Origin of the sequence: Kitasatospora sp. NPDC087315, assembly GCF_044744345.1 — a bacterium.
Classification (GTDB): Bacteria; Actinomycetota; Actinomycetes; order Streptomycetales; family Streptomycetaceae; genus Kitasatospora.
Genome location: NZ_JBIUYD010000008.1, coordinates 36235 through 62949 on the forward strand (window position 1 = coordinate 36235; position 26715 = coordinate 62949).

A 26715-nucleotide genomic window follows, 5' to 3' on the forward strand; every position below is an offset into this window, starting at 1 on the left:
GCCTATATTTCATTTCCGGGTGCCGCGGGCGGCGGGATTCGCGAGGTGAAATATCGGCGGTCCCGGGACCGAGGGTCATGAGCCGGTGCTGTCGTTGCCGGTCATCGCGTCTGCGATGACCTTCAGCGATTCGGGGTCCGTGGGTGCGGAGCGGCGGTACTGCGGGTGGTCGAGGTCCATCTGGAGTGCTGCGTGCTGGGGGGCCGCGTACCGGGTGCGGTCGGACCAGGCCAAGGCTTGATGACTGAGCCTGGCGGCGGCGACGGCGAGGTGCTCGCGCTGGTAAGCCGAGTTGGTGCACATAGGCGTGATTTCGCGGGTGCTCATCGCATACCAGGGTGCATTGAGTTCGTTTTCCTTGCGCTCGTCGGCACTCTCGGAGGCGTGGCCCGGTTCGGCCCGCCAGCGGGTCTTGTACTGGCCGTGGCGCTTCTTTCCGTAATTCCGTGGTTCGGTGTACAGGAACCAGGGGTGACCTTCGGTGCGTTCGGCCGGGAAGTAGAGGTCGCTGGAGGTTTTGAGGGTCTTCTCCTTGCCACTCTTCAGCTTCTCCGTGACATAGGCGAGACGAGGCATCTCCTCCTGGTTGCAGTTGAGGCGGATGACGCTCACCGGTGCGGCGTGGGCCGGAAGCCCCGTGCTGGGGAGCCACGGGCGCGAGTCGGTGGGGTCGGGTTGCTTGCCTTGCCTGTTGTTGTTGAGCCCCGGCCACATCCTGCGGCAGGCGCTGCCGTCGATGATGAGGGCGTAGGGGAGGTCGTCGAGTTCGTCGGCGAGGTCCTGCAGGGCGAGCTTGACGTCGTGGCCGGCCTGGGTCCAGCGCTGGATCTCGTTATCGCCGTCGGCTCGGTGGAGTGGGTAGTTGGCAGCGTGGAAGCGGGCCTGGGCGGTGGGGTAGTGCTCCCAGACCGGGCTGAGGTTGCTCCAGCCGAGCATCCGCCAGGCACCTTCAGGGGTGTCCGGCGGGATGATCACGCTGGCCGTGACGATCCGCTTGGGCTCGCCGCGGAACCTCCGGTCGGTGGCCTGCTTGCGGATGTGGACGCCGCACCAGGCCATGCGGGGGATCGAATAGGGGTCATCCGGGCCGTAGAGCGCCTCCTCGAACCGGGCGTCGATGATGCCGCAGGAGCGGTAGAGGTCGAGGAGCCCCATGTAGACGCGATGGTCGTCGTACGGCTTCTTCGGGACGGTGAGGACCTGGTCGCCCTTGACGCTGTCACTCTGGCGCCCGATGAGGTACTGGCTGGGGGTGAGGGTGGCGGCGAGGGCGCGCCTGGTCTGGAACTTGGCGTCGCTGTCCTCCAAGGCCCTCTCCACCTCGGAGGACTTCAGCTGCTTGTGTTCCTCGCCGGCGACGGGCCTCTCGGTCTCGCACCACGCGGCCAGCATGACGCCCGGTTCGCCGTACGCGTCGACCACGGCGCGGGTGTCCGCGGTCCGGGTCGTGACGGGGCCGTGGGCCAGAAGGTCCTTGGCGTAGTGGAAGACCACTTCCACCCCCGGCGCCAGCGCGATGCGGTCGCCGTCGACACTGCGGTCGATGTCGGACGGGTCGAGGCCGTAGGAGTGCGCCAAGCCGTGGAGCATCCGCATGCGGGTGGGCGCCTCGTAGTACAGGCACAGGATCCGCAGCGTCTTGTACCCGGCTGCTTCGATCGAGCGCTGGATGCCGGCGGGATCAGGCAGGCCGACGAGGTCGATGTACCGGTTGTCCTTCTTACGGGCGGCTTTCTCCGAGGCCGAGATGGTCTCGAAGGGGCGCGGCGAGAAGACACTGCCCTTGGACTTGAGCTCCAGCAGGCGGGCGGTCCCGTCGAAGGCCCTCTCGATCTGGTCGCGGAGCAGCCCCAGGTGGTACAGGCCGGCGCCGGTGCCGACGGCGAACCACTTCGGCGGGGTGGGTACGACGGGGCGGACGGGGCCCGGGGCTGGGGTGAGGAGCGTGGGGCGTTTTCCGTTCTCGTCGCGGGTGTTCCACAGGGTCCGCTCGCGCTCGACGCGGTTCTCCACTGCGTTGAGAGCGGTCCGGTCGGCGTCCAGCTTGGCGAGGATTTCCATCGCGTAGGAGTTGGCCTGCCGCAGGCCTCGGCCGTCCAGGGTCACCTTCAGCAGTGGTCGGCCGGTTCCTTGGTCGACGAGGGCGGTGCGGGAGAAGATCAGGGCGTTGTTGACCCGCCGTACGTGGGCGTCGGTGTTGATGATCGGGTGGTCGACCGCGGTGTAGGTGGCCATCTTGACGGTCATCCTGGACATGGCGTACTGGAGCCTGCTGGAGCTTTCGTCCGTGGGCCAGTCCCGGGTGATGTCTTCGGCCTTGATGGGGTGGCCGCGGCCGGCGAAGGTCGGGCCGATGGGGTGGTCCCAGGCGACGAGGCTTCCGTCGTTGGCCGGCCGGTAGTGCACCTCGGCCCGGGTGCCCTCGTCCTTGGCGGCCTGCCAGTCGATGATCCGTTCCTTGGTCTCCCCCTTCTTGTCGACGTACTTCTCCGTGACGCCTTCCATCTGCTGGTCGATCAGGGGGACGGCGGAAAGGCGCTTGGCGATGTGCCATTTCACCGCGTCGTAGGCCCAGCTGGGTGGGTTGACCACGCCTTCGTCCCCGGTGGCGAGGATGTGCTCGGCCAGCGGGAGGCGGCGTGCCGTGGTGGCGGCGATCAGCGTGGCGAGCCGGGACTCGACCTGGAAGGGGACCTCGTCGAGCGGGATCTTCCGGACGATTCCTTCCAGGAAAGTGAAGACCTTCGCCAGGGTCTTGGGCGGGATCTCGGTGAGGCTCACCATGTACCGCAGGTACTTGTCGAGGTGGACGTAGCCGTCGGTGAGTTGCTGCAGTACGGTCACGACGATCGAGTAGGGGACGAGGAAGACGTCCTCCTCGCGCTGGTCACGGATCGCCTTGGCGTTCGCGCGGGCTGTCTTCTGCAGACCGCGCCATTCGTTGCGGGTGTCGTCGTCGAACTCCCAGACAAGCGCCTCCATACCCTTGAGCAGGTCGGTGGTGCAGTGGATCGCCGTGGTGTGCGCGGTCAGATCCCGCTCGGTGGCACGTCGCCCCATTGCGCGGTCCCCTTCTCTCTCGTCATCCTGGGTGGGCCGTGGGCCCGGACGTGTTACAGGCCGGCGTCGGGCACCCCTGAGTAGGACAGGAACGCGTGCAGGGCTTGGCCGTAGAGCTCGTTCATGACCCGTTTCTGCTCTCGCGTCCAGTTGCCGTGGATACGGCGGATGATGCTGGACAGGTCGGAGCTGAACTTCGTGTCGTGCAGGGAGTGGTCCACGATGTGGAGGGTCATGTCCGTCTCCCCTCGGCGTGCCCGACCGGCGAGTTGCACGAGTTGGACGAGCATGCCCGCGATCAGTTCCTCCTGCAGCTCGTGGGCCATCTGGGAGAACCGCGACGGGGAGCGCAGGATGCGCTGCAGCTGGCGCCACGACGCGTCACGGGCTGTTTCGATCGCCAGCAGCGGGTCAGCGCAGCCGCCCGGCGGAAGGGTGTTGATGCCAGCCGCGTTGACCGAACCGTGGATCCACTCGGTGTCCTCGATGCTCAGGACCGGTCGCACGCACAGGAAGATCTCGCTGACGGCGGAGCGGGTGCCGACGACGATGTTCAGGCCTCGGGCGATCACGGCCAGCGGGGCGATGAGGATCTCGCCGTGGTCGGGGAAGTCTTCCAGTTCCTCGCGGACCATGCGGCGGACGTGAGAGGGCAGGTGCTGCTCGTAGTCCCGTTGGTGGAAGTCCTTGACCAGCAGACAGATGCGGTGGCGCAGGCCCTCGGCCTGCGCGAGGCCGTGGGCGAGGTAAGCACACTGCTCGTAGGAGTTGGCGGTAAGGATCACCCGCGCCCGGTCGTCCTTTCGCCCCTCCAGCCGCCGCAGCCGCCTGTCCAGGTGCTGCTCGTACAGCAGCCGGCCCAGGTCGCGCAGGACGGCGGGCTTCTTGTCCGCCCAGATGCCGCCTACGCGCAGAGCCTCGCGCTCATCGCCGGAGCTCGGGTCGATGACGGGGGTGGCGCGGGTGACGATGGAGCGCGGCCGGGTATCGGGGAGCCACCACTTCACCGGGGCATGGACGTGCTCCTGGACGGCCTGGGGAAAGTAGGCGGTGGCAGACAGCCCGAGCACCGGGCGTTGGACACCGGCGACCATGAGCGCGGTCAGTCCGCCGAGTTCGGAGACGAAGGTGTGGGGGTCGCCTTCGAAACAGCGGGAGAGCAGCTCAGCCTCGGTCTCCTTGGCCTCCAAGCCGCGGATCTGGTATCCGCTGATGGAACGCCCGAGCGTGGAGAGCGGATACAGGACGGTCACCGTGCTCTTGTGCAGCCCGTCGAGGATCTTGCGGACGGAGGCCAGGTCGAGGTGGCTCAGGGCGGAGGCCTGCCGGCGGAGGTTTGCCATGCTGATGTCGAGATCGCCGAGGATGGTGCGAGTGGCGAGCAGGTTCACCACCGCGGCCCGGTCGTTGGCGACAGGGACGGCATCGCCCAGCAGACCATGGAGTTCCTGCTGCACGAGGGCAAGGAAGTTCTCGCTGCGGGGCGCGGTCAGGGCGGCCAAGGCCCGTTGGAGGGCGTCCCAGTCCGCCGACGCGGGGTAGTCGGCGCTGCCAGCGGACTCGGGGCCGTTCCACCGCTCGGGCATGATCCGTTCGAGGAAGCCGAACAGCTCCGGGGGAACGGCGTCGGCACTGGGCGCCAGGTTGGGGAAGAGCAGCTGGAGGATCTCGCGGTCACGGGACTGGGTCAGGCGCCACCCGTCGTTGTCGCGCCCCGCGGCACCCCAACCCCCGGTCTCATTGCCGGGATTGAGCTTCAGAGCGCGAGAGCAGAGCCACAGCAGCAGGAACTCCGCCATCAAACGGGAGTGGCTGACCGGAGAGAGGAACTGTTCCTGGTTCCCGCTCGGCAGCCGCTTGGCATCCTGGTCGATCTCCCGCAGGGCACTGTCCCGCTTGCGGGAGGCCAGCACGACGGACGAGGTGCAGCGGCCGATCGCCGTCTTCTGAAAGGCATCGACCTCATCGACGATCAGCGCGTCGAACGAGCGCAGCGCCAGTTCCAAGGCGCTCACGCCAGCGGTGCCGCGCACCTGCCCGCGCCATTCCCGCCCGTCGATGACGGCCCCGATTCGCAGGGCCCCTTCGAGAAGGTTGGCGTGGTTGGTGACCACGATGTCCGCCTCGGCCGCCGCGTAGACGGGACGGAACTTGTCGCACACCGGGATGTAGGGGCAGGCGTGCGCCTTAAAGCTGTCCGCTGTCGGCGCGAGGAGCGTAAGGCAGTTCTCCTGCCCGGGAGGATAGAGACCGGGCGGGTCCATGAGAACGCGCTGCGCGCACCCGTAAGCGAGGTGGGCGATGTCCCGCTGCCCTCGCAGGTCCCACTCGGTGATCTTGGTCGAGGGGGTCAGCGCAGCGTAGTCCATGGCCCGCTTGTGCATGCTGGCGGCCGACATCAGCGGGGCGCAGGTGGCCTGCTTGTCGATCTTTCCGGTTTCGAAGAGCCAGCCGAGGTCGTTGTTGATGTCCCAGGCCATGCTGAGGGTGGCACGAACGTCGGTGAGCGCGATGGCCAGCCGGTACCCATGGAGGACCGCCCAGGAGGCCATGACGCGTACGAGCACCGTCTTGCCACTGCCGGTCGGGGCGTTGAGCACCTGCAGAAGGCCGGACACTAGGTCCAGCTCGGACAGCTCACCACCGGTACTGCTCTTGAGGTCCCTGATGAACTTCGAGAGCACCGTGTGCAGGTAGGCCACCGACTTGTCGCGCTCGGACAGCCATCGCGAGACTTCCAACAGCTGCGCCACGGGCGCCGTGATCCGGTCGCGGGCCGACGCGGTGACCAGATGCGGAAGCGCCTCGTGCCCGGCCGCCTTCTCGAACAGCGGGGTGGCGCGAAACTCGATCTCGCGGCTGGTGACCCCGTGCTCGGGGCCAAGGTAGGTCGTCCTGGTCTTCCACGTACCCGGCCCGGCGAACTCCCCGGCCTTGGGCCGCTTGCCCGGAGTGAAGAACCGCCCCGTCAGGCGTTCGGCGTGGCCGAGGAAATCGCCCCCGACCTTCAACAGGGCCGCCTCCGCCGTGAACGGGTCATCCCCGACCAGGGTGACCGTACCGCCCGACCTGTCGTGCCCGTCACCGTCCGGGGTGAGCTTGCCGACGAACGCCAGCACGGCCGATCTGAACGCCTTCGGGTTCCACCACTCGGCCGGCATCAGCTGCGCCACCTGGCGGGCCGCGCGTCGCTCGGCGAGCGTCAGCATCGGCCATTGGTCCCATGCCTGCGGCTTGCGCGCGGCGAAGTACGCCGCGTCCCTGAAGGAGGCCACCACGTTGCCATCGTTGTCCTTGCGCCTCATGCAGTGCGAGGCCAAGGCCAGGGCCCCGACGAGGCCAGCCTCCGCACCGGTGAGCTCCCCGTTCACGCCCGCCCCTCCCGGATCGCCGCCAGCACCTCGTCCACGTAGCCGCTCGCGGTGATCGCCCGCATCCCGTAGCCGCGGCACACCGGGTCGAGCGTCGCCACTTGCGCGTCCCGGTGGTCGGGCACCACCAGCCACTTCGCGTCGCCCTTGTCTCCGGAATCCATGTGCAGCTTGTCGACCAGGTGACTGACGAAGGTGTAGTCCTTGAAATCCGCCGGGAACGCGGCCTTTCGCTGCTGGCCGTCGTCGTCGTTAGCGACGTGCAGGTCGATGCGGTCGCCGTCCACCCACAGCTCCGCACGCCAACCCGTGCCCTGGAGATGGCGATTGAGGACGCGGTGCAGTCTCAACTCGGGCAGACCGGGTACGCAGGTGCTCCGCCATACCGACCTCACCAGCGCCTTGTGACCGTCGACGGGCTGCGCCTGCGGCACCTCGGGGACGCACCCTGTCCACAACTCACCCTGCCGCCCGTGCGGAACGCCACACGGGAACACGGGATTCAGAACGGGCGGCTCACCCTGGGTCGGCTCGAAGCGGTAGGTCGCGCCGGTCTGCTCATGCCACGGGTAAAGGCACCAGGCGCTTCCCTGATCTCGTCCCTCGGAGTGGTACACCGAGACCTTCATCGGCCACTTGCACGCCGGGCAGGGGAACCACCAGCCGCGGTAGCGCGCGTGCTGAGGCACCGGCCGGTAGAAGTCGATTGCCCGGGTCGGCAGGTCCAGGTCTGCAAGGGCCGGCCGGTCGGTGATGCCGTCGGCCGGTTCCTGATCCAGCACGACGGGGTGCTCGATCAGGTTCGTGCGATGCCGCTCGTAGTAGGGGCCCTTGATGGCACTGAACACCGATTCCTGGCTGTGCTCGTCTTCGAGGGCCGTGAACGTGACCCGCCCGGCGAACCGGCCTACCTTCTTCGCGGCCCGGATGACCCGCTCGGCCTCCAGCCGAAAATCGAATGCCTCTCCCGGTGTGACTCCGTCGACGTCGAGGAATCGAAGCCCGTCCAGGCTGCCCGGATCCGCCCACTCGGGCATCAGGCCCGCCATGGAACCCGTCTCTGCTCCGGTCAGCCTTTCTAGCAGACCGGTGAACCTGACACGGTGTCCTGGGCCGGCTGCGGCCATCAGCGCACCTTGGGCCTCCATGAGGCGCTCCAGCCGGCCCGGGCCGCTCAAGTCGTCTCGTGTGAGAGCGTCCCCGCACACCGCGAAGGCCATCGCCGCGCTGAGCAGCGCCTCCGTCTGGCGGAACTGCTCCGAGTTGTCCGCCTGTTCGCTGTCCACACCGGGACGCTACGGGCGCCGACGAGCGAACTCGCTTGTTCCGTAGCAGAGTTCACTCGATCGAGCGGTTTAGGTCGGAAGTCTCAACATCCGGATACAGTTCCTGATAGGTGCCAAGGTAGTCCTTCATATGCTGTCGCCCGCTGTCGGTCAGGAACCAGAAGTACGGGCCACTCTCCTCGCCCTCCGGGTGGCGCAGAACGATGAATCCTCGGCTGGGGTTGCGGCCGTCCGGGCTTCGCCCCACAGCCAGGGCGTGCGGAGCCCGCCCTGCCAACGAACCGTCCACGCCTACCCCGTCGGCGCGGGCAACACGTACCAGGACACTCCACAACCAGCGGGACAGCAACGGTGCCGGCGCTCCATTGCTGCGGGGGACCTTCAGACCCGCTCGTGCAACGCTTCGCCCGTGGCGCGTCACCTCAACCAGTGTCCGGTCAACCTCGCCGACGCCGTCGACGTATACGCGGTCCCGGTACGTGATGACCAAGCCGCGACGCCGCAACGCGGCGACCGACGAGCCCACTCCCGGATCACGCACGCCTTCCTGCCGGAGCCGCTCCTGAAGCCTGCTCAGCCCGACAAGCTCCTTCGGCGCATGGAGCGCGAGGGGCATCCGGCGCCACTCGTGCGCAGCACCGCGGACACCACCCACCGCGCGGCGGCGCTGCTGCAGCAGTTCCTCCTCCTGGTCCTGCCAGAAGAGACACACCAAGTAGACGCGCTGGCGCTCGTTGAGCCCTTTCCACACCGCCATCGGCCCGGGCGTCTCTTCACCGCCGCGCGCCTTCCTCGGGAGGACCGGCACACTCTCGTCCGCCGGCCGACTCCGCCGCCAGGCATCCAACAGCACCCGCTCAGGGACCCCGTACACCCGAGCCAGGGCACGCGCCAATCTCCCGGCCACCTCCGGGGCCCCTCCATCCCACCCCGGAACGCTCCGTCCGAGCTCCAAAGCCCGAAGTCTTCCGGCATCGAAGCCCAAGTCCCGAGCCCATGGCTTCTCAGCCACTGCGGTAGCGGCCTGACCTGCATCCAGTCCGGCGTCCCGGCGAAGATCCGAGAGAGTCTCGGTTCCACGTAGCCTGCCGCACAAGTCCTGCGCGTCGCACCGCAGGACGGCCAGCAAGCGCCCGAACGACCGATCGCCAGGAGCGCTCCGCCCTGCCAGCCAGTACTGCACCGCCCGCTCGGAGACGCCGACGGCCCTCGCTAGCTCGGCCGAGCCCATGCCGCGCAGCTCGATGTACCTTGCCAGCGCGGACGGAGAGAACGGGGTCTCGGTCATGCGCCCAGGTAACGGTAAGAGCGTGGCCCCGGGCAACCGCCGAACAGGGACCGACCGTGTGACTCGGGTACCCATCTCCCGCCTCTACCCGAAAGCACAATCGTCCTGCAGCCTCTCGGGTGTCCTGAGACCGAGGAGGGCCACGCCCCGGCAGAGGGTCTGTCGGGGCCGCAGACTCCGAGGTAGTTGCGGCGGGGGACACACATCATCTTCGCCGCCCTATCCCGGACTCCCGCCATCGACCATCTCGCGGCGAGGTGACGGGCGGACAGGCAGGTCCGCCCAAGCACTTCACCATTGGGCCAGTGGCGGTGAGTTGGGCGCCCCGCATGCGTTGTGGCCTCCAGGGCGCCCAGCTCCAATGCCTCATGGCCGATAACTCGACCGGTGTGACAAGTGTCTAGATCTCCTTGAACGTCGCCGAGATCCCCAGCTCGTCGAGTCGTTGCCGGATCTGCTCGGCTCCCTCGGCACTCAGTACGACTTGGAATGTGCTCTGAAGGTAGCTGATCTGCCTTTCGTCCAGGGCCATGAAGAACGAACGGAACAATGCGGCAAGTCCATCAGCGGTATCATCATCGGCCAGGAGGTTGCAGGTGAACGAGAACACTGCCTTCTGGTCCTTGCCACCGGACTGCTGAGGGACGGCGTCGCTTGAACCAGCCGCTCCGCTGTCCTGGCCGGCTACCCCATTCGTCTGAGCGGCGCTGGCTGCCCCGCTCTGTGTCGTGTCATTCGGGGCTGCGGGCTCGCTGGTATCGGCGCAGGAGCCGTCGTGGGATGGCTCACCACAGGTCGGGCAGACCTGCGGCTTCGGCTTCGAGAGCCGCAGGCTCGTACTCGCCAGGTTGACTTGCCCAGGCCCGGTGACAGCAACCTCGGTTCCGTTACCGTCGACGATGCTCACCAGACCCTGGTCCACGGCGTCGTGAATCGCTTGCTGAAGATCGCGATCCCCGCCATAAAGCAGCGGCAGTCTCGGAGCGCTGTAGAACGCAGCCCGGATGTCGGAGAGGGTCTTCCCGTAGTCCTGGTCGCGGAGGTTGTGTTGCAGGGCCCGGGGAGTGAACTCCCCGACATCGAAGACCTTGTCCCGCGCGGCCAGTGCCTTCCAGACCGCAGTACCGTTCAGAGCGGTGAAGTTGTCGTCGTCGTAGGTGAGTTCGTCGAGGTAGCGCTCTCCGTCCGGGTCAGGCTGCGCGAGGAAGACGACGTGCTGGTAGGCCCGCTTGAGGGCCTTCTCCAGCTGCTCTTTCGCCGTGGCAAGTTCCTTGGTGCCGATCGTCTTGAGTTCGCTGTCGTTCTGCACCTCGGGTGCGGCCAGGGCTCGTTGCCGCGCCAGGTACTCCACTGCCAGGCCGCGCACCAGGCTGCGGCGCTGGGTGTTCGCCACGGCGTAGACCGCGCTGCTGGCCCACTGGACGGGGAGCTGTTGGACACCTTGCCCGAGGCCCATCGCGACGGTCAGCGCCTCCATCGTCGGCTTCTCCATGCCGTTGCGGAGGCTGAACTGCGCAGGGTCGAGCACAACAAGTCGGTTTGTGTAAGCCATGTCCAGGCCGCTGGTGGCCATGACATCGGCTGCGGTGCGTTGGGCATCGGCGGGAATGAACTTGAGTTCACGGAACGGGCCGCTGTTGGCGAGCTTCTGAGCGAAGTCGGCGATGACCTGGTCCCGCTCGGCTTCGGTGATGGTGCGCCGGATGTCCTTGACGAGCATCTGGTGAGTGAGGCGGGTGGACATGAAGTAGCGAGCGGGCTTGTTGTTGCCCTGGCCTCGGGCGATGTCGAGAGCGCTTATGCCCCGTTCCTGGTTGACAACCTCTTCGACGACGATGTCGGCGTCGGTGATGGTGTAGCTGGTGTCCGGGACACTGGTGGCCGCCTTGACCTCGGGCGCGCTGGCGCCGCGCCCTCGACCGGGGCGGAGGGTGCCGACGATGCTCACCAGGAAGATGAAGGTGGCAGCGCGTTCAGCGGCTCGCGGATTATCCCCATGCCACGGCACCTCGGGGCGTTCAAGATCCTGGCGGCGTGCTGTTCCTGACGAACCCTCGTGGTTGACGACCTCGATTTCGGCGAGGCTTCGGTAGTTTGCGATCGTGCGGTCATCCTCCACCAGGCCACTGCCCAGGAGCGCCTCGCGAACGGTGCTCTCCGACAGGGGAAGGTCTCCGGGCCCGATGAGTGCCGGCACCCACTCTCCCGCCTTGCCCCGCTGTTGCAGGGCGAACACCGTGGCAGCGAAGATCCGGATCGTGGATCGGACACGCTGGAATCCGGTGACTCTGCTCCACTCGTCCTTTGCCAGGCTCACGAGCATGGGGTGGAAGGGGTAGCAGGCGGCGACCTCGTCCGACCAGTGGCGCCGCCAGTCAGCGCCGATCTGCTCCCAGACGTGCTTGGACCAGCCATTGTCGCCCAGGACCGGCTCGTAGAGGCGGGCCGTCGCGGCGAGCACCTCGGCGGCTGGCTCGGTGTCGAAGAGTCGCCGCCGCAGGATGTCGGCGAAATCACTGACCTCGGTGACCGTGGCCGGCAGGCCGTTGCGTTCGAGCAGGGTGTTGAGGTCGTCGCGGCGTTCCTTCCCAGCCGGCGAGAGCGCGGTCTTGTCTGCGTCGGAAGCGATCATCACGACGAGCATCGCCACGTGAGGGACGTCGTTGACGACGTCGAGAAGGGCGCGCAGGAATGCCATGTCCTGGGCTGCAAGATCGGGCTTGTTGGTGCCGTCGAGACCGTTGCCGATGTAGTCCAGGACCTCGTCGATGATGATCAACACAGGCCTGTTCACGGCGCGGATGGCCTCGGCGATCTTGTGCTTGTCGCTCCAGAAGGGCTGGTAGCGCTCGTAGAGCGAGTAGTCCTTGGAGAACAGCCGCCACAGGAACCGCTCGTAGAGGCTGACCGCCGGCCCGTCGAGTTCCTGGACGCCAGCACCGGCGGTCATGTTGTCGCACGGTAGGACGACCACATGCGGCCCCCCGAGGTCCCGGGCGAGCTCTCGGCCCATCTTGGCCTTCGCCCGTTTGGCGACCTTCTCGCCCAGTTCGGTGGACAGCAACGCCGCGGGATTGGCAGCCAGGTGGAAGGCTCCGATGCAGGCGTGCGACTTACCGCCACCCATGCCCTGGTCGAGCCGGGTGACGGCCCGGGCCTTGAGGTAGTCGTCACCGCCTCCGACGCGGACCGCGATCTCGGTGAGGAGGTCGATCAGCCGCTCTGTGGGGTGGGTGATGTCACCGTAATAGGCCGCGTCCGCATATGGCGGCCGGTCCGTGGCGGTGCCGTGGACGGCGCGGAACAGCGACATTTGCACATCGTCGATCTGGCCGGAGGCGTTGAGGATCTCCTCACGGATCTTCAGCGCCTTCCACCACGGGGTCACGCTCGTCGTCACTGCTTATCTCCTGGGCTGGTGAGCATGGGTGCTCGTGGTGTGCTCGTCATCACATCAGCTTCAGCTGGGCGCCCTGGCGGCGCGCGCGTTCGAAGGCGCTGGCGGTGACCGCCTCGGCGGCGCTGCCGATCCCGGCCCGGGTGCGCAGGACTCGGGTGAACGCGATGGAGTCGGGGTCGTTGTCGGGAAGCCGGTCCGCGAGGAACTGGATGGCTGACCAGAGGTAGGTGTCGTCGACACCGCGCTCCGATGCCGCCAGGACCTCACCCATGGCCTGCAAGCCCTCATCGGACGCCGCGGCGAGCGCGAGTGCGACGTCGACCGCGGCGGAGTCGCTGTCGACCTTGCCGGAGTACTCACGCGAGGTGATGAAGCGGACCCCCTTGTCGGCGTCACCCACAAGATCGCGTACGGCGGCGAGGTCGAGGGAAGAAGCGAGGGCCTGCCAGCGCAGCTCGGACTTTGCCTGGACCTGTCGGCCGTAGAGCCGAATCCACCAGAGGGCGAACCGGGTGCGGGCGTCGAAGGCCGAGAGCGGCTGGTTGTTGACCTCGACGGCCATGGCTTCCTGGACCGCGGCGCGTGCCAGCGGCAGGAAGGTGTGGATGTCGACTGGTCCGCCCTTAGCGTCGAGAACCTCGCTGTAGCGGCCCACAACCTCCATCGCGGGGCCGGCCGCCGCCATCAACATGTCGGCGGGTGCCAGGCCCCACCGCTCCCAGTCGGGGTAGCGGCGCTTGATCTCCGCCTTGATCTCCGCCTCGACGGCACCCTTGCGGCCAGCTGGCCGTCCGGCCGGGGCGGGACGGCAGGCCATGGTCAGCGTGGTCTCGATATTCGCCTTGCCCTGCTGCCCGCCGGATTCGGTGTTGGCCGGCCACGAGCCGGTCATCACCAGCCCCGCCTTCTCGATGGAGTGCAGCAGCCGCTGCCACACCTCGGGCTCACCATGGCCGAAGACGATCGTGACGACGCCGTCGTCGCGGACGGCCAGGCGCATCTGCGCGAAGGCGTCCGCGATGAGGTTGTCGTAGTGCTCGCGCGTGCGGTGCTCGTCCGGGGCCTCACCGCGTACCCGCTTGACGATGATCTCCTGGCTCTTGTCCTGGCAGCCGTGCGGGTCAGCGGTGACGGCAAGCTCCGGCCAGGTGTTGTGCAGGCACCGCTTGACCCAGGTGTAGAAGAGATCCGAAGCGTCCGCGTAGGCGATCATCTGGTCGTACGGCGGGTCTGTGACCACCGCACTGAACGTCTTGGGCGGGTAGGACAACGCGGTCGCACTTCCGCGCTGCACCGAGGCGGGCACCCCGCGCAGGTCGGAGAACAGGTTCCGGCAGGCGGCCAGCACGTTGTCCGAGATCGATTTCCACGTTCCGGGGCCGTCGCCGATGCCGGACTCGAAGAAGTCGTGGGAGAACGTGATGGACCCTTCATTGACGAACAGGTCCCCGACCTGAGCGCCACCCTTGCTTTGGAACCGGGCACCGCGGGTGGAGCGCCGCAGCTTCTTCACCACGACCGCGGTTGCGTAGCCGCACAGGGCCCTCACGTAATCACGCGACAGCCCGGCTGAGGTGAGCTCGTCGCCGAGCTCGTTGATGATGCGTGCCAGGCGCACGTACGAGAGCGTCTGGCGGTCGACCATGAAGTCGCCGTACGTCTTCGCCCCGTAGATGCTCGGCCCGATGATGTTGTTGTTGCCGGGCGCGATCCCCTCGTCCGGGACCGCCGGGAGGAAAGGGCTGAAAGCCGGCTCGAAGCCCAGCGCAGTGGTGGCCGCAGCGGCGGCCTTCCGCTCCTCGTCGGTGGGCTGGCGGAAGGTCTTCTGGCTCTTCGCGTCGATATCTGCTGCCAGGACGAGAGCGTCGCGGCCCTGACGCTCCTGCAAGAGCCGCCGGTGCACAGTCAGCGAGTGGACGTGGCTGCAGAACACACAGATCGCGCTCTTACCCGGCACCTTCTTGCCGTTCTCCACGGCATTGGTCAGCGTGGGGGCCCGGGTGGGCTTGCCCGGCGTCACGACCGCTTCCCACGTTCCGGAGGCCCGGTCCGCGGCAATGTAGAACGCCACCGCCTCGCGAGAGCCGCGAGCGGGCATCAACTCGTAGGAACCGATAAGCGGGAACGCGTGCCCGCACTCCTGGCAGGGGATCTCGACGGCCCACAGGTACCCCCATGGAAACGCGCCGTTGCTGCGAGGGTAGAAGTCGTTCATCGCAGCGGTGTGCCGGGCCTGGATCTCGGCAAACAGCGTCTCTAGGTCGCCGAGCAGCCGGTCCGTGCGGGAGGTCAGCAGATGGCCGAGGTCGCCGAACGGAAGGTCAGGCTCCTGGCTCCAGTCCTCGAACGGGGCCGAGGTGAGCAGATGGCTGGCCAGCACCGCGACCGGGCTGTAATCGACGGCGGACGCCTGGACACCCAGGCGTGCCGACTCCAGCGGGATCATGCCGCGCCCCGAGAACGGATCAAGGGTGGCTGCGCCCTGCGGGTTGGCCTTGGCGATCTCGGCCTGCAGTTCGCCCCACGCCCCATAGCGTCCCGTCATGGCCTCCCGGACGAGGTTCTGCAACCGGGTCTGCTCGCCGACCTCGTCGGGCCACGGCAGCAGGGAGCAGATCGTGGCGGCCTTGGCCTGGGCGGTGGGCCGCTTAGCGAACCACATGAACAGGGAGATCTCGCTGTTTCCTGATCCCCAGCCCTTGTCGCTGTTGGCCGACACCTCAGCGCTGGGAAACCATCGTTCGATCATCCGGCTCATGTGTTGCTCCCCGGGGCGTTCTTGAGACTGCTACCGGGGACGCGGAAGATCGCGTTCCCGGTCATGACATTGGCGAAGAGGGTAGCGGGGTCCTGGTAGGCCCCGAAGAAACGGCCGCGGCCGTCAGCGCACTGGTCGACGACGTAGAGCCAATACTCCTTGCGGTGTTGGGTGGCGATCAGGACCTCGTTGCCGGTCATCCGGATGCCGTCGCTGGCCGCGTTGCCCAGCAGACCCTTGACCTCAACATGCCGGACCTGGCTGTTTCGACGTGCTTCCAGGTCGTAGCCACGGCCCTCGGTGTGCACGTCCTCCACAGCCCACCCGTCGTCCGCGAGGAGCTGCTGGACGTGGCGCATGGAGACCAGCTCGGCGTCTATCTCCGCCTGGACCGTGATGTCGGCAGCTGCCAGGACACGGATGCGGCCGATCAGCTTCGGCGCGGTCAACTGCACGTCAGCGAGACGCTCAAGCTCGTCGAGTCGTTGCGCGGTTTGGGCCTGGAGTCGGCGACGCAGCTCAACCCGGGCCGCGCGGTCGTCGATGTTCTCGGTCAGGCTCAGCGGCAGGTTGGTCAGATCCTTGCGGGCCTGGGCGAACCAGTCAGCGCGCACGCGTCGATGCTCGGCGACAGTCTCATCGGCCACTACCTGCGCTGTCGAGAGCGCCAGCCCCTCCCGGGCGGGGTGGGGTGCGGTGCCGAACTGACCAGTGGGCACGAGGTTGGCCAGTGTCTCCCACCGCACCGGCCGGGCGTTGCCGCTGTCGTCGACCTTGACCAGGCTCGCCCAGATGCTCGCGCGCTTCCCGTCGCTTTCCGTCAATGTGGCTGTGTACGCGTACAGGTCGTACGGGGTGAGACTTGTGGGGTCGGCAGCGGCGCCGGACTGGTGCAGGTCTTCGGCGAGGGAGTGTTCCGCCATGCCGATCAGATCGGTGAACCCAGGCTCGCCCGGACCGAGCGTGATGGTATCGCCGACGTCGATGCTTTCCGCAGCCTCACGTACCGCGTCGCCGCTGGTGGCGATGTGGACCTCGCCAGTACCGCCAAGGGTGACGGGGAACTTTGCCGCACCCTCCAGCGACAGCCGGCGGAATCCGGCGCCAGCAGCCGTCGGGGAGGACCGCAGTACTCGGGCAGCGGTGAGCCGGTCGAGGTACGCCTCGACGATCGCCGGGTTGATCCGCGCGAACAGATCACGCTGAAGCAGGGTCAGGGCGGCGACGGCGTCCACCTGGCTGGCGAGACGTCGTTCATTGTCCCGCACCTGCCTGGCCGCCCGGGTGAGCTCCTGGGACTGGACGGCCTTGGCGGCGTCGATCGCCTGTTGTTTCCTACCCTCGTCATTGCCGTACAGGTCGGAGAGCCACTTGTCGTAGTCAACACCGGTGATCTCGGCCACCGCTGACAGGCTGTCGAACATCTGGCCACGCAGCTCGTTCGCTGCGGTGACGAAGTGGTCCAGCAGCCGGAGCAGGGTCTCACCCTCTCGCGTGTCAGTGGCGACCAAGTTGTACAGGTGGACATCACGCAACTGACCGACGCGGTGGATACGTCCCATTCGCTGCTCAAGGCGCACGAGGGACCAAGGGATGTCGTAGTTGACCAACACGTGCGCGGCCTGAAGGTCGATGCCTTCGTTGCCGGCGTCGGTGGTGACGATGACCTGGAACTCGCCTCGCATGAAGGCTCGGCGCACCTCGTCTCGCTCCGCCTTGTTCTGCCGACCCGAGTACAGCTTGGCAGTGAACCCTTCGGCTTCGAGGCGTTGTGCGACCCACTGGGCCGAGTCGGCGTACTCGGTGAACACCACAGCTTGCTCGCCGTTGCCGGGGAGGATCCCGTGCGGGGCAAGGCAATCTTCAGTGAGCCGCTTCCATTTCGACGGCTTCCAAGCCTGATCACGGATTGTGGCGTTGATCTGGTCCGCGAGGCTCTTGATCGCTGCCCGCTCGGCCCTGCTGGCGGTCGAGCTCGTGTGGACGACCTTCGCCTCATCGACCTCCGTCTCGTCGCCTTGCCCGTCGCCCTCGGCGATGAGAGCGGCCTCCGCCTCACTCATCGCCCCCATGTGGTCGTGGCGCCGGCGCAGTGTCTCGGCAAGTGCGTACAGACTGGAAGCGGCCCGCTTCGCGTACACCATGCGGGCAAGCGGCTGCGCGGCGGGCGGGAAATACCTGTCGACCATGTCCAGGGCAGCCTGGTAATAGCCGTATTCGACCTGCGACAGCGGAACGCTGTGGTTGTGCGCGGCGCGGCCCTTGAACAGACGTGTCCTGCCGTCGTAGTCGACCAGGTCCTCCTTCATCCGCCGCAGGAAATGGATCGGACCCGGGCGAAGCGCACGCAGCGCCACATTGGGGTCGCTGCCCGGGTCCGGATAGATCGCCGGGTCCACGAGGTGCAGCAGGTGCCGGAAAAGCCACTCCTTGCCTCGGTGTGGGGTTGCGGTCATCAACAGCGCCCGCGGGGTGTTCTTGGCCAGGAGGCGGCCGACTTGGTGGAACCCGGCGGCGGTAGGGGTCAGCCGGTGCGCCTCATCGAAGACGACCAGGTCCCAGCCGGCCTTGTCCGGCCGAATGGCGTCCTGCACAGCCGGGTTGACGGACGCCAGCTCAAGCGAGACCACCCATAGGTCGTTGGAGTTCAGCGCGTTCTCGCGCACCGTTGCCGAGGTGAGCTGGCGCAGTCCTCCGCCGAGCAGACGCTCGAAGTCGTCGACCCACTTCGTGGCCAGATTCGCCGGGCAGACGATGATCGCACGCTTGACCAGGCCCAGCCGCTGCATCTCCCGGAGATACAGGCCGGCCATGATCGTCTTGCCCGTGCCAGGCTCGTCTGCGAGTAGGAACCGCAGCAGCGGCTGCGGCAGCATCGCGCCATAGACGGCCGTGGTCTGGTGCGCGTACGGCTTCAACGGGGTGGCCGCCATGGCGCTGGATTCGGCGTTGGTGGCGGCGGCGTACATCCACTGGGTCCACATGGCTGCCAGCACCCGAGCCGAGTCGGCCCGACCGTCGCTGACCAGAGGGCGCACGGTCTGGGTGTCTCCGGCTTCCAGGTTCACCTCGTGCCGTCGGTCCTGGTCGTCAACAAGGATGAGGTCCCACGAACCCGGGGCATCGCCGGGCAGGGCAAACCGGACAGTGGCGAATTCAGGCACTCCGCTGGCCCGGACCCTCACTCGCTGCCCGCGCTCGAACGACACCTCGTCCTGCGGCTGATTAGTCATGCGCGCGTCCCGTACTTCGTCTGGATCCAGCGGGCCAGCAATGGATCGATCACACGCCACCCTCGACTCGTGTCTTCGATGAGCCCGGCGGACACCAAATGCGGTGCCGCCTTCTGAGCTGTCGTCTTGGGAAGGCCCAGCGTCCGCACCGCCCGCGCGGCCATCGGGGCGCCGTACTCGGCCACCGCCCGAAGAACCTTGCGCTGGCCTACGCTGAGCCCGCTCATCGTGGCTCGCGCTTCAGGGTCGACCTGCCGCAGAGCCGCAGCAATCGCTGCATCGAGATGATCACTGGTGGCCGGCTCTCCTACGGGGACCTCCTGCCACAGCAGGTGAGCCAACAGCATGGTCCGCTGGGGATGCCCCTCGCCCGCAGCCAGCAGCTCGTCCAGCACACCAGTCACGTCGCGATCCCCTGTGGTCGCGAACCGCTGTTGGATCGATTTGCCGAGTTTCGCTCTGGGCAGCCGACCAAGGCGGAGCACGGACACTGGCTCCCCTTCGGCAGACCCCGTGGACAGCATGTCCGGCCTGCTCCCGGAGAACAGGTAGGAGACGGCCGCCCGCTTTCGGCAAGCATGCTGCCGGATCAACGCCTCTGCCCCCGGCACGCCAGAAGCAGACTGGAACTCGTCGAGCACTATCAGAGTCCGCCCGCCCTCACGCTGAGCCAACAGGGAGGGAAGCTCCAGCAGAGCATTCAACGCCGCCAGCGGGTCCGCTGCGGGCCGACTGTCCATGGCCGAAGCGAATCCGGACCCCGTGATCGACACTCCAGCCTGCGAGGCAGCCAAGATCTTGCTCACTGCCGGACGCACCACCTCGGGTGCATACGACGCCCACGCCCGCTCAAGACGAAGCACCAGGTCAGAGAAGCTGGCGACCCCGAACAGATCGGCAGTGACCACAGTCAGGCCATCCCGCTGCCCCTCGGCCGCAATCTTGTGAATCAGGCTCGTCTTGCCAAAGCGCCGCGGTGCCACCAGCGCCATCAGCTGGCCCTCGCGGGCCCACGCCTTGATCATCTCGGCCTCTCGGCACCTGTCGACCACCTGGTCGCCAGCGACTGGCCCGTCGTATTCGAACGGGCCTGCGCTGTCCCGCATCGTCGACTCCAGGAAGTGTGGCGCTGAGATCACAAAGGTATGCCGACAGCGTACCCCCTGGTACGCCAGCGGCGTACCTCTTTACCCAGTCCCGGACCGACCTTCCGCAGGCGATCCGATCATGACGACGGAGTCGCCCACTGGGAATGAACACCCCGGGCCCGGAGGCCAGGACCCCAGGTGCGGATCGGGAGACTGCCCCGTCGTCCGGTAGCGACAGAGTTGCTGGAAGCGGTTGGCCGGGCTGCCTTGGCGGTTGGCTGTTGCGGGGGCCATAGGCGTGCACGACCTTGAAGACGGTGGCCTCGCGACTGGCGGTCGTCTGGCTCACTGAGCAGTCCCTGGAGGGTGGTCAGTCGTCCCATTCACTGAGGCACCCGGATTTGATGAACCAGGGATTGGCGGCCAGGGCTCGATAGAGGGCAGCTTGCCAGGAGTTTCGGTTTCCGTAGCTTGCGGCCCGGTCATGGATTTCGTCGATGGCGGCCCGGTACGGCTTGCCGCGCAGATAGTCGCTGAGTGCGGCCAGCTCGGTACCCACCTGTGCCGCGTAGAGTCTAGCGAGCTTGTAGGTGGCGAAGTGCCGCTGGACACGAGCGGTCAAGGTTGCCGACCAGTCGGGGTGCGGGGCGACGAAGAAGACGACGCCCGGCTCTGGTGACGGGGTGAGGCGGGCTGCCAGCCATACCTGGCCGCTGACATCGTCGAAATAGGGGTGGAGCGTCTGCTCCTCGGCCACGGCCGGTATGGCTTCGCCTTTGGCCTTGTTGCAGGGCAGGCACGCGGGGACGAGGTTGGCCGGGGTGACCGCGAGCAGCGGGTAGGCGATCTTGGGGAGCTGGTGGTCGATGGTGTCGGCGAACCCGTGTCCGCACAGCGGGCAGCGTCCTCGGCGGGCGCTCTTGATCAGCTGGTTGTAGACCTCCCGGCCGGCGCTGCCTTTGCGGGCCATGCGGCTGGTGTAGCAGCCGGTGAGCTTCTTGTTGTCGCCCTTGGCCGTGTCGTTGCCGTCGGGCTGGTCCTTCAAGTGCTTCAGTGCGTGCAGGGACCCGGTGGCGGCAGCCTTCTCGTACTCGTCGGCCGCGGCGGCGACGGCGTCTTCCAGCAGCTGCAGACGGGCTTTGACCTTCGCGGGGCGGGTCTTGGAGACGCAGGTGGCGTAGACGCTGCGGGCGTCGAGGTCGGGTTGCGGGATCGGCCACATCAGGACGTTTCCTCTGGTGCCCAGGCATCGTCGCCGAGGTCGCGGAGAGCGATCAGGGACCGGACGATGATGCGTGCTTCGCCGCCGAGTTGGCCGCCGAACCGTTCCAGGATGCTGCCGAAGGATTCCCCGTTGTCGACGAGGCGGTTGAGTTCCCCGTGGAAGCCGGAGGCGGTGACCTCTAGGCCGAAGACTTCGCGGGTGAGGACACCGACGTTTTCCCCGAACGTCTCGATTTCGGGGCGGTCGGCAATGACGTGGTCGCCGTAGCGGCGCAGCTTCCAGACGCAGTGGGCGGGGACTTCCTGCAAGACCACGGGGGAGTGGGTGGCGATGAGTGCCAGCCCGTTGCGGTTCGAGATCAAGCTGGACAGTACCCGGACGAAGGCCGACAGCAGGGGCGGATGAAGGTGGGTCTCCGGCTCATCGATGATGACGAGGGTGCGCTCGCCGACGTGCTCGACCAGCCGGGTCACTGTCAGCAGGACGACCTTGTGGCCGGAGCTGAGGGAAGCGAACAGCTTGCGGGCCTTGGCCCGGCGGCTATTGGGGCTGCGTGTTGTCTGGAAGTCTTCCAGCCAATCCTCGGCCAGCAGACCACTGCCGGCGTACGTCAGTGTCCGCAACGCGCTGATCCAGCGGTGCGCCTGCTCGCCGGTCAGACATGCCTCGACGCTCTCGGCAAAGTCTCGTTTCAGCTGCCACTGGGACTTGACGCGTGGCGCCCGCGCGCCGCCTGAAGGCATGCGTAGGCCGACGTAGGTCGTGGGGAACGACTCGTCGGGCGGGAGGAGGGGCAGGTCGTCGAAGGCGCTGAAGGAGACGCTGACGAGGTTACCGAACGACCGGCGCTGGCCTCGGCTGTCCTCGATGACGCGGCCCACCTCTGTGGGGTCTGCTTCTGGGTCGGCGACCGCTCTGGCCAGGCGGTTGAGCGAGACGGACTTGCCGGCCCCGTTGCGGCCGGTAAGCACGTGGATGTTGCTGGAGGGCTGGCTGTGTGGTGTGACCTGGAAGGACAGCTCAAGGCCGCCTGTGCCTGCGGTGGCGGGCGCGGGGCCCTCGTAGAAAACGTGAAAGGGCGTGATGCGGTCGCCGTCGCGTGCAATGCGCCGGAACTGCTCTTCGATCATGAACGGCTTCACGAACCGCCACAGCGAGGTCCGTGTCACCTCTTGGTCGCGGGCGGTTTCGAAGATGCTGTTGTCGAAGGCCATGTCACGCAGGCCGATCAGGACGCCCCGACGTATGTCGTCACCGAGCTGGCGCAGCCGCTCGTAGTACGTGTCGTCCTGTCCTACGGAGAAGAGCGTGTCGTCGAGCGAGTCGAAGTTCCGTGGCACGTCCGGGTCGCCGTTCTCGTGACCGTCCATGCCGAGCCGGCCGATTTTGACCTGGCCGATCTGGTGCACGGTGCCGTCGGAGTCGGCGATCGACAGCCCGAACAGGGTGCGGTATCCGAAGTCGTCCCATGCTTCCTTACGCAGGAGCACCCAGGGGCGTGGACCTCTCGCGGGGACGTGCCCCGGCCCGTCCAAGACCATGAAATGCACAGCGTGCTCCTGCTCTCTTGCCTGCCTCGTGCTGGCGCACCGATCCTACGGCGACCCGGTTGGTGAGCCGCCAGCTGGCACCAGGAAGTGCCGAAGCGGATGGCAAGCAGGCAAGCCCCCCGGGGAGCGAGACTGGCGGGCTCACCGCACAGTCCGAGATCGTTCAGGCCGGTCCCCTCGGGGAGTGGGGTCTGCTGGCCCTTGGGTGCATGGTGGCATGCGTAGACCCACCCCATCGAAAGCTAGGTTGGGCGGTCGTGATCGTGCGACGATGCCAACATGAACCGACTCGCGAACGCGACGTCGCCGTACCTGCTCCAGCACGCCTCCAATCCGGTGGATTGGTGGCCATGGGGAGAGGAGGCGATCAACGAAGCTAAGCGGCGGGACGTGCCCATCCTCTTGAGTGTGGGCTATGCGTCCTGCCACTTATGCTTCTAAGAATTCACTGGTGTCATGTGATGGCGCACGAGTCGTTCGAGGACGAGGCGCTCGCCGCCTACGCCAATGAGCGGTTCGTCGCGGTGAAGGTCGACCGTGAGGAGCGGCCGGACGTCGACGCCGTCTACATGGAGGCGGTGCAGGCGGCCACCGGGCACGGCGGGTGGCCGATGACGGTCTTCCTGACGCCCGACAAGGACCCGTTCTACTTCGGGACGTACTTCCCGCCCGAGCCCCGGCACGGGATGCCGTCGTTCCGGCAGGTGCTGGAGGGGGTGGACGCGGCCTGGCGCGACCGCCGGGAGGAGGTCGGTGAGGTCGCCGCCCGGATCCGGGCCGACCTGGCCGAGCGGGCCTCGGTGTACACGGTGGGCGGCGGCGCCCTCCACCCGCCCGGGGCGGCCGATCTGCACCAGGCGCTGGTCGTGCTCAGCCGGGAGTTCGACGCCCGGCGCGGCGGCTTCGGGGGCGCGCCCAAGTTCCCGCCGGCCATGGTGGTCGAGTTCCTGCTGCGCCACCACGCCAGGACCGGCTCGGAGGCGGCGCTGGAGATGGCCGTCCGCACCGGCGAGGCGATGGCCCGCGGCGGGATCCACGACCAGCTCGGCGGCGGCTTCGCCCGGTACTCGGTGGACGCCGGGTGGGTGGTGCCGCACTTCGAGAAGATGCTCTATGACAACGCGCTGCTGCTGCGCGCCTACCTGCACCTGTGGCGGGCCACCGGCGACGGCCTGGCGCGCCGGACCGCGCTCTCCACGGCCGACTTCCTGCTGCGTGAACTGCGCACCCCCGAGGGGGCGTTCGCGTCGGCGCTGGACGCGGACAGCCTCGACCCGGTGAGCGGCGAGTCGGCGGAGGGGGCGTACTACGCCTGGACGCCGGGCCAGTTGGCCGAGGTGCTGGGGGAGGCGGACGGCGCCCTCGCCGCCGGGCTGTTCGAGGTGACGGAGGCGGGGACGTTCGAGCACGGGGCCTCGGTGCTCCAGCTGCTGTCCGACCCGCAGGACGCCGAGGCGTACGAGCGCGTCCGGGCGCGGCTGTTCGAGGCGCGGGCCGGGCGGCCGGCGCCCGCGCGGGACGACAAGGTGGTCGCCGCCTGGAACGGGCTGGCCATCGCGGCGCTCGCCGAGACCGGCGCCCTGCTGGACCGGCCCGACCTGGTCGAGGCCGCCGAGCGCGCCGCCGACCTGCTGCTCGCCGTCCACCTCACGCCCGACGGCCGGCTGCTGCGCACCTCCAGGGACGGCCGGCCCGGTGCCAACGCGGGGGTGCTGGAGGACTACGCGGACACCGCCGAGGGCTTCCTCGCGCTGTACGCCGTCACCGGCGGGGCCGAGTGGCTGGATCTGGCCGGCGGGCTGCTGGACACCGTGCTGAAGCACTTCGCCGACGAGGCGTCCGGTGCGCTGTACGACACCGCCGACGACGCGGAGGAGCTGATCCGGCGCCCGCAGGACCCGACCGACAACGCCACCCCGTCCGGCTGGACGGCCGCCGCGGGCGCGCTGCTCGGCTATGCCGCGTACACCGGTTCGGCGCGCCACCGCACCGCCGCCGAGCGGGCGCTCGGCATCGTCGGGGCGCTCGCCTCGCGGGCCCCGCGCTTCGTCGGCTGGGGCCTGGCCGTCGCCGAGGCGCTGGCGGACGGTCCGCGCGAAGTCGCCGTGGTCGGCCCGGCCGGTGACCCGGCGACCGCCGCGCTGCACCGGGCCGCCCTGCGGGGTACCGCGCCCGGCGTGGTGGTCGCGGTCGGCGAGCCCGGGTCGGGCGGGGTGCCGCTGCTGGCGGACCGGCCGCTGGTGGGCGGCGCGCCCGCCGCGTACGTCTGCCGGCACTTCAGCTGCGAGGCGCCGACCACCGACCCGGCGGTGCTGGCGGAGCGGCTGGGGGGAACGCCCGGGGCGTGACGCGGTGCGGCCGCCGGGTCGGTAAAACGGTTGGTGTCCGACGTGACCGGGGTGGGAGACTCTGCCATGACCTGGACCTTGACCACCTCGCTGGACGACTTCCGCGCCGGGGCCGGCGGCTTCCTCGATGCCCGTCCGGTGGAGAACACCGTGCTGCTCACGGTCGTGCACCGGCTGGCCGAGCACGGGCTGGACGTCTTCGGGGAGCGTCCGCCGGTCTTCGGGTGGTGGAGCCGTGAGCCGGGCGGCCCGGTCGAGGGCGCCTTTCTGCGGACGCCCCCGTTCAGCCCGCGCCTCGGGGTGATGCCAGACGAGGCGGCGGCCGGGCTCGCGGCCGAACTGGCCGCGGCCGGGGCCGGCTTCACCGAGGTCGACGGGGTGGCCGGCGGCGAGTCGGCGGTGCGGGCGTTCGCCGCCGCCTGGCAGGCCGCCACCGGGGCCGCCGAATCCGTCCGGTCCAGCGAACGCCTCTACCGGCTCGGCGAGTTGACCGAACCGCCGCGCCCGCCCGCAGGCCGCCACCGGGTGGCGGCGCCGGCCGACCGGGAGCTGCTGATCGCCTGGTACGAGGCGTTCCTGCTCGAGGTCGGGGTGCAGCTGCCCGGCGTTCCGCGCAGCGTGGACGAGCGGGTGGCCGCGGGCCTCCTGCACCTCTGGGAGGACGGCGGCCACCCGGTCGCGATGGCCGGCAACAGCCCGGTGATCGTCGGGATGTCCCGGATCGGCCCGGTCTACACCCCGCCCGAGCGCCGCGGCCACGGCTACGCCAGCGGCATCACGGCGGTGGCGTCGGCGTACGCGCGGGCGCGGGGCGCGTCGGAGGTGCTGCTCTACACCGACCTGGCCAACCCGACCAGCAACTCGATCTACCAGAAGATCGGTTACCGGCCGGTGGAGGACTGCCTGGCGCTGGACTTCCGGCGCTGACGGCCGCGCGCCGATGCGGCGCGAAGTGCCGGACAAGCCCTACTCCCAGTCCCAGCCGATCCCCAGCAGGCACGGCCGGACCGCGGAGGCCACCAGATGGACGCAGCGGTGGCCGTCCAGGGTCAACTCCTCGTTCTCGTAGGGCTTTTCGCCGGGGGAGTGGAGGGCGAAGCGGTGGCAGCGGACCGGCAGGGCGGCGGGGTGGAAGGTGACCTGGAGGACGTACTGGCCGGCGCCGGAGTTGAAGCCGCGGACGTATTCGCGGCTGGGGGCCGGTGACGGCGCGTCGTCGAAGCCGTAGCCGAGCAGCCGGGTGTCGCCGGCGCGCAGCCGGTGGTCGAGGAGGAGCTCGGCGACCAGCAGGTCGTGGGCCTGGTCGCGGCGGACCCGGCCGGGGCGGCAGTTCTCCTCGGCCCGGACGTCGACCCGGGTGATGTCGCCGCCCGGATCGCCCTGGTAGATGGCGAGATAGCGGTCGATGCCGTCGCGGTGGGCGCGCAGCGCGTGCTGGGAGTCGCGGCGGAGCATCCGGCGGTCGGCGCCGATCCGGACGCGTTCGATGTGGGTGATGGTGTGCAGGCCGGTGTCGCGCGGGCTCGCGATGGTGGCGAGCAGGTCGTCGACGGCGGTGGCCGGGGTGATGAGGTCCCGGTAGGGGAGGACGGGCGGGCCCGTGGGGCCGGCGGGGGTGGCCCGGCGGGGGCCGAGCAGCCGGGTGAGCGAGTGCTCGGGGAGTTCCAGGACCTCCTCCAGCGCGGCCACGGCCCGCAGCGACTCGGCACGTTCGGGGCGGCGGCGGCCCTGCTGCCAGTAGCTGAGGCTGGTGACCCCGACGTGCACGCCGCGCAGTGCGAGGTGCCGGCGGACCCGGTGCAGGGTGAGGCCGCGGGCGGTGATGGCGGTGCGCAGGGCGAGGTGGAACGGGCCGGTGCGCAGGGCGGTGGTGAGGTCGGACTGGTCGCCGCGCTGCATGACTGCCTCCTCGTGGGCGGGTGCGGGCCGGCCCGGTTGGTCGTGAATATTCACATGTGAAGGGCGGTTTGTCACCGGTCGGGGCCTGCCGCACGGGGGTTTTCGGGGCGGTGTTCACATCCGCGCGGGGCCGTTCACACCCGGGCCCGGCCGGCGGGACGGCCGTTGACCTGGCTCTGTCAACGGCGCGATGCTCGGGGCGCGATCCG

12 protein-coding genes and 1 pseudogene are annotated in these 26715 nt (G+C 68.4%); 2 read left to right on the forward strand and 11 right to left on the reverse strand.

Annotated features, from left to right (window positions below; translation table 11 throughout):
* Positions 1-75: 75 nt before the first annotated feature.
* The 10 genes from ACIO5D_RS13320 to ACIO5D_RS13365 all read right to left on the reverse strand — a co-directional run bounded on the left by ACIO5D_RS13320 (position 76) and on the right by ACIO5D_RS13365 (position 22199).
* Positions 76-3060, reverse strand: a complete 2985-nt coding sequence (locus tag ACIO5D_RS13320) for an RNaseH domain-containing protein (RefSeq protein ID WP_400795124.1) — start codon at positions 3058-3060, stop codon at positions 76-78.
* A 53-nt stretch (positions 3061-3113) separates the two neighbouring features.
* Positions 3114-6431, reverse strand: a complete 3318-nt coding sequence (locus tag ACIO5D_RS13325) for a hypothetical protein (RefSeq protein ID WP_400795126.1) — start codon at positions 6429-6431, stop codon at positions 3114-3116.
* The gene (locus ACIO5D_RS13330) at positions 6428-7717 is read right to left on the reverse strand and encodes a hypothetical protein (protein ID WP_400795128.1); all 1290 of its coding nucleotides are present in this window, start codon (positions 7715-7717) and stop codon (positions 6428-6430) included. The genes ACIO5D_RS13325 and ACIO5D_RS13330 overlap by 4 nt, the downstream gene beginning before the upstream one ends.
* Before the next feature lie 52 nt (positions 7718-7769).
* Positions 7770-9005 (reverse strand): helix-turn-helix domain-containing protein, encoded by a 1236-nt coding sequence (locus ACIO5D_RS13335; RefSeq protein WP_400795130.1) that lies wholly within the window; start codon positions 9003-9005, stop codon positions 7770-7772.
* Positions 9006-9405: 400 nt separating this feature from the next.
* On the reverse strand, positions 9406-12405 hold the full coding sequence (locus ACIO5D_RS13340; RefSeq protein WP_400795132.1) for a DUF499 domain-containing protein: 3000 nt from the start codon (positions 12403-12405) through the stop codon (positions 9406-9408).
* 49 nt (positions 12406-12454) lie between these two features.
* Positions 12455-15163, reverse strand: coding sequence for a DUF1156 domain-containing protein (locus ACIO5D_RS13345; RefSeq protein ID WP_400795134.1), 2709 nt, complete (start codon positions 15161-15163; stop codon positions 12455-12457).
* On the reverse strand, positions 15160-18396 hold the full coding sequence (locus ACIO5D_RS13350; RefSeq protein ID WP_400795136.1) for a helicase-related protein: 3237 nt from the start codon (positions 18394-18396) through the stop codon (positions 15160-15162). Before ACIO5D_RS13350 ends, ACIO5D_RS13345 begins: the two co-directional genes overlap by 4 nt.
* Positions 18393-19502 (reverse strand): hypothetical protein, encoded by a 1110-nt coding sequence (locus tag ACIO5D_RS13355; protein ID WP_400795138.1) that lies wholly within the window; start codon positions 19500-19502, stop codon positions 18393-18395. Before ACIO5D_RS13355 ends, ACIO5D_RS13350 begins: the two co-directional genes overlap by 4 nt.
* A gap of 352 nt (positions 19503-19854) precedes the next feature.
* Positions 19855-20706, reverse strand: a complete 852-nt coding sequence (locus ACIO5D_RS13360) for an HNH endonuclease (protein WP_400795140.1) — start codon at positions 20704-20706, stop codon at positions 19855-19857.
* Complete coding sequence (locus ACIO5D_RS13365) at positions 20706-22199, reverse strand: AAA family ATPase (RefSeq protein ID WP_400795142.1); 1494 nt, start codon at positions 22197-22199, stop codon at positions 20706-20708. Before ACIO5D_RS13365 ends, ACIO5D_RS13360 begins: the two co-directional genes overlap by 1 nt.
* Positions 22200-22538: 339 nt before the next feature.
* Here ACIO5D_RS13365 and ACIO5D_RS13370 point away from each other — a divergent pair.
* Together ACIO5D_RS13370 and ACIO5D_RS13375 are read left to right on the forward strand one after the other, a co-directional pair.
* Positions 22539-24607: pseudogene (locus ACIO5D_RS13370) on the forward strand (thioredoxin domain-containing protein).
* Between the two features lie 66 nt (positions 24608-24673).
* On the forward strand, positions 24674-25534 hold the full coding sequence (locus tag ACIO5D_RS13375) for a GNAT family N-acetyltransferase (protein ID WP_400795143.1): 861 nt from the start codon (positions 24674-24676) through the stop codon (positions 25532-25534).
* Positions 25535-25573: 39 nt separating this feature from the next.
* Here the strand turns inward: ACIO5D_RS13375 and ACIO5D_RS13380 are convergent, their stop codons facing one another.
* A complete protein-coding gene (locus tag ACIO5D_RS13380) occupies positions 25574-26506 on the reverse strand; it encodes a hypothetical protein (protein WP_400659178.1) in 933 nt (310 codons plus the stop codon).
* Positions 26507-26715 lie beyond the last annotated feature (209 nt).

Excerpts from the sequence above, each read along its gene's own strand:
- ACIO5D_RS13350 (WP_400795136.1), bottom strand. The coding sequence starts at position 18,396 with ATGACTAATCAGCCGCAGGACGAGGTGTCGTTCGAGCGCGGGCAGCGA.
- ACIO5D_RS13380 (WP_400659178.1), bottom strand. The coding sequence starts at position 26,506 with ATGCAGCGCGGCGACCAGTCCGACCTCACCACCGCCCTGCGCACCGGC.
- ACIO5D_RS13320 (WP_400795124.1), bottom strand. The coding sequence starts at position 3,060 with ATGGGGCGACGTGCCACCGAGCGGGATCTGACCGCGCACACCACGGCG.
- ACIO5D_RS13360 (WP_400795140.1), bottom strand. The coding sequence starts at position 20,706 with ATGTGGCCGATCCCGCAACCCGACCTCGACGCCCGCAGCGTCTACGCC.
- ACIO5D_RS13375 (WP_400795143.1), top strand. The coding sequence starts at position 24,674 with ATGACCTGGACCTTGACCACCTCGCTGGACGACTTCCGCGCCGGGGCC.
- ACIO5D_RS13345 (WP_400795134.1), bottom strand. The coding sequence starts at position 15,163 with ATGAGCCGGATGATCGAACGATGGTTTCCCAGCGCTGAGGTGTCGGCC.
- ACIO5D_RS13335 (WP_400795130.1), bottom strand. The coding sequence starts at position 9,005 with ATGACCGAGACCCCGTTCTCTCCGTCCGCGCTGGCAAGGTACATCGAG.
- ACIO5D_RS13355 (WP_400795138.1), bottom strand. The coding sequence starts at position 19,502 with ATGCGGGACAGCGCAGGCCCGTTCGAATACGACGGGCCAGTCGCTGGC.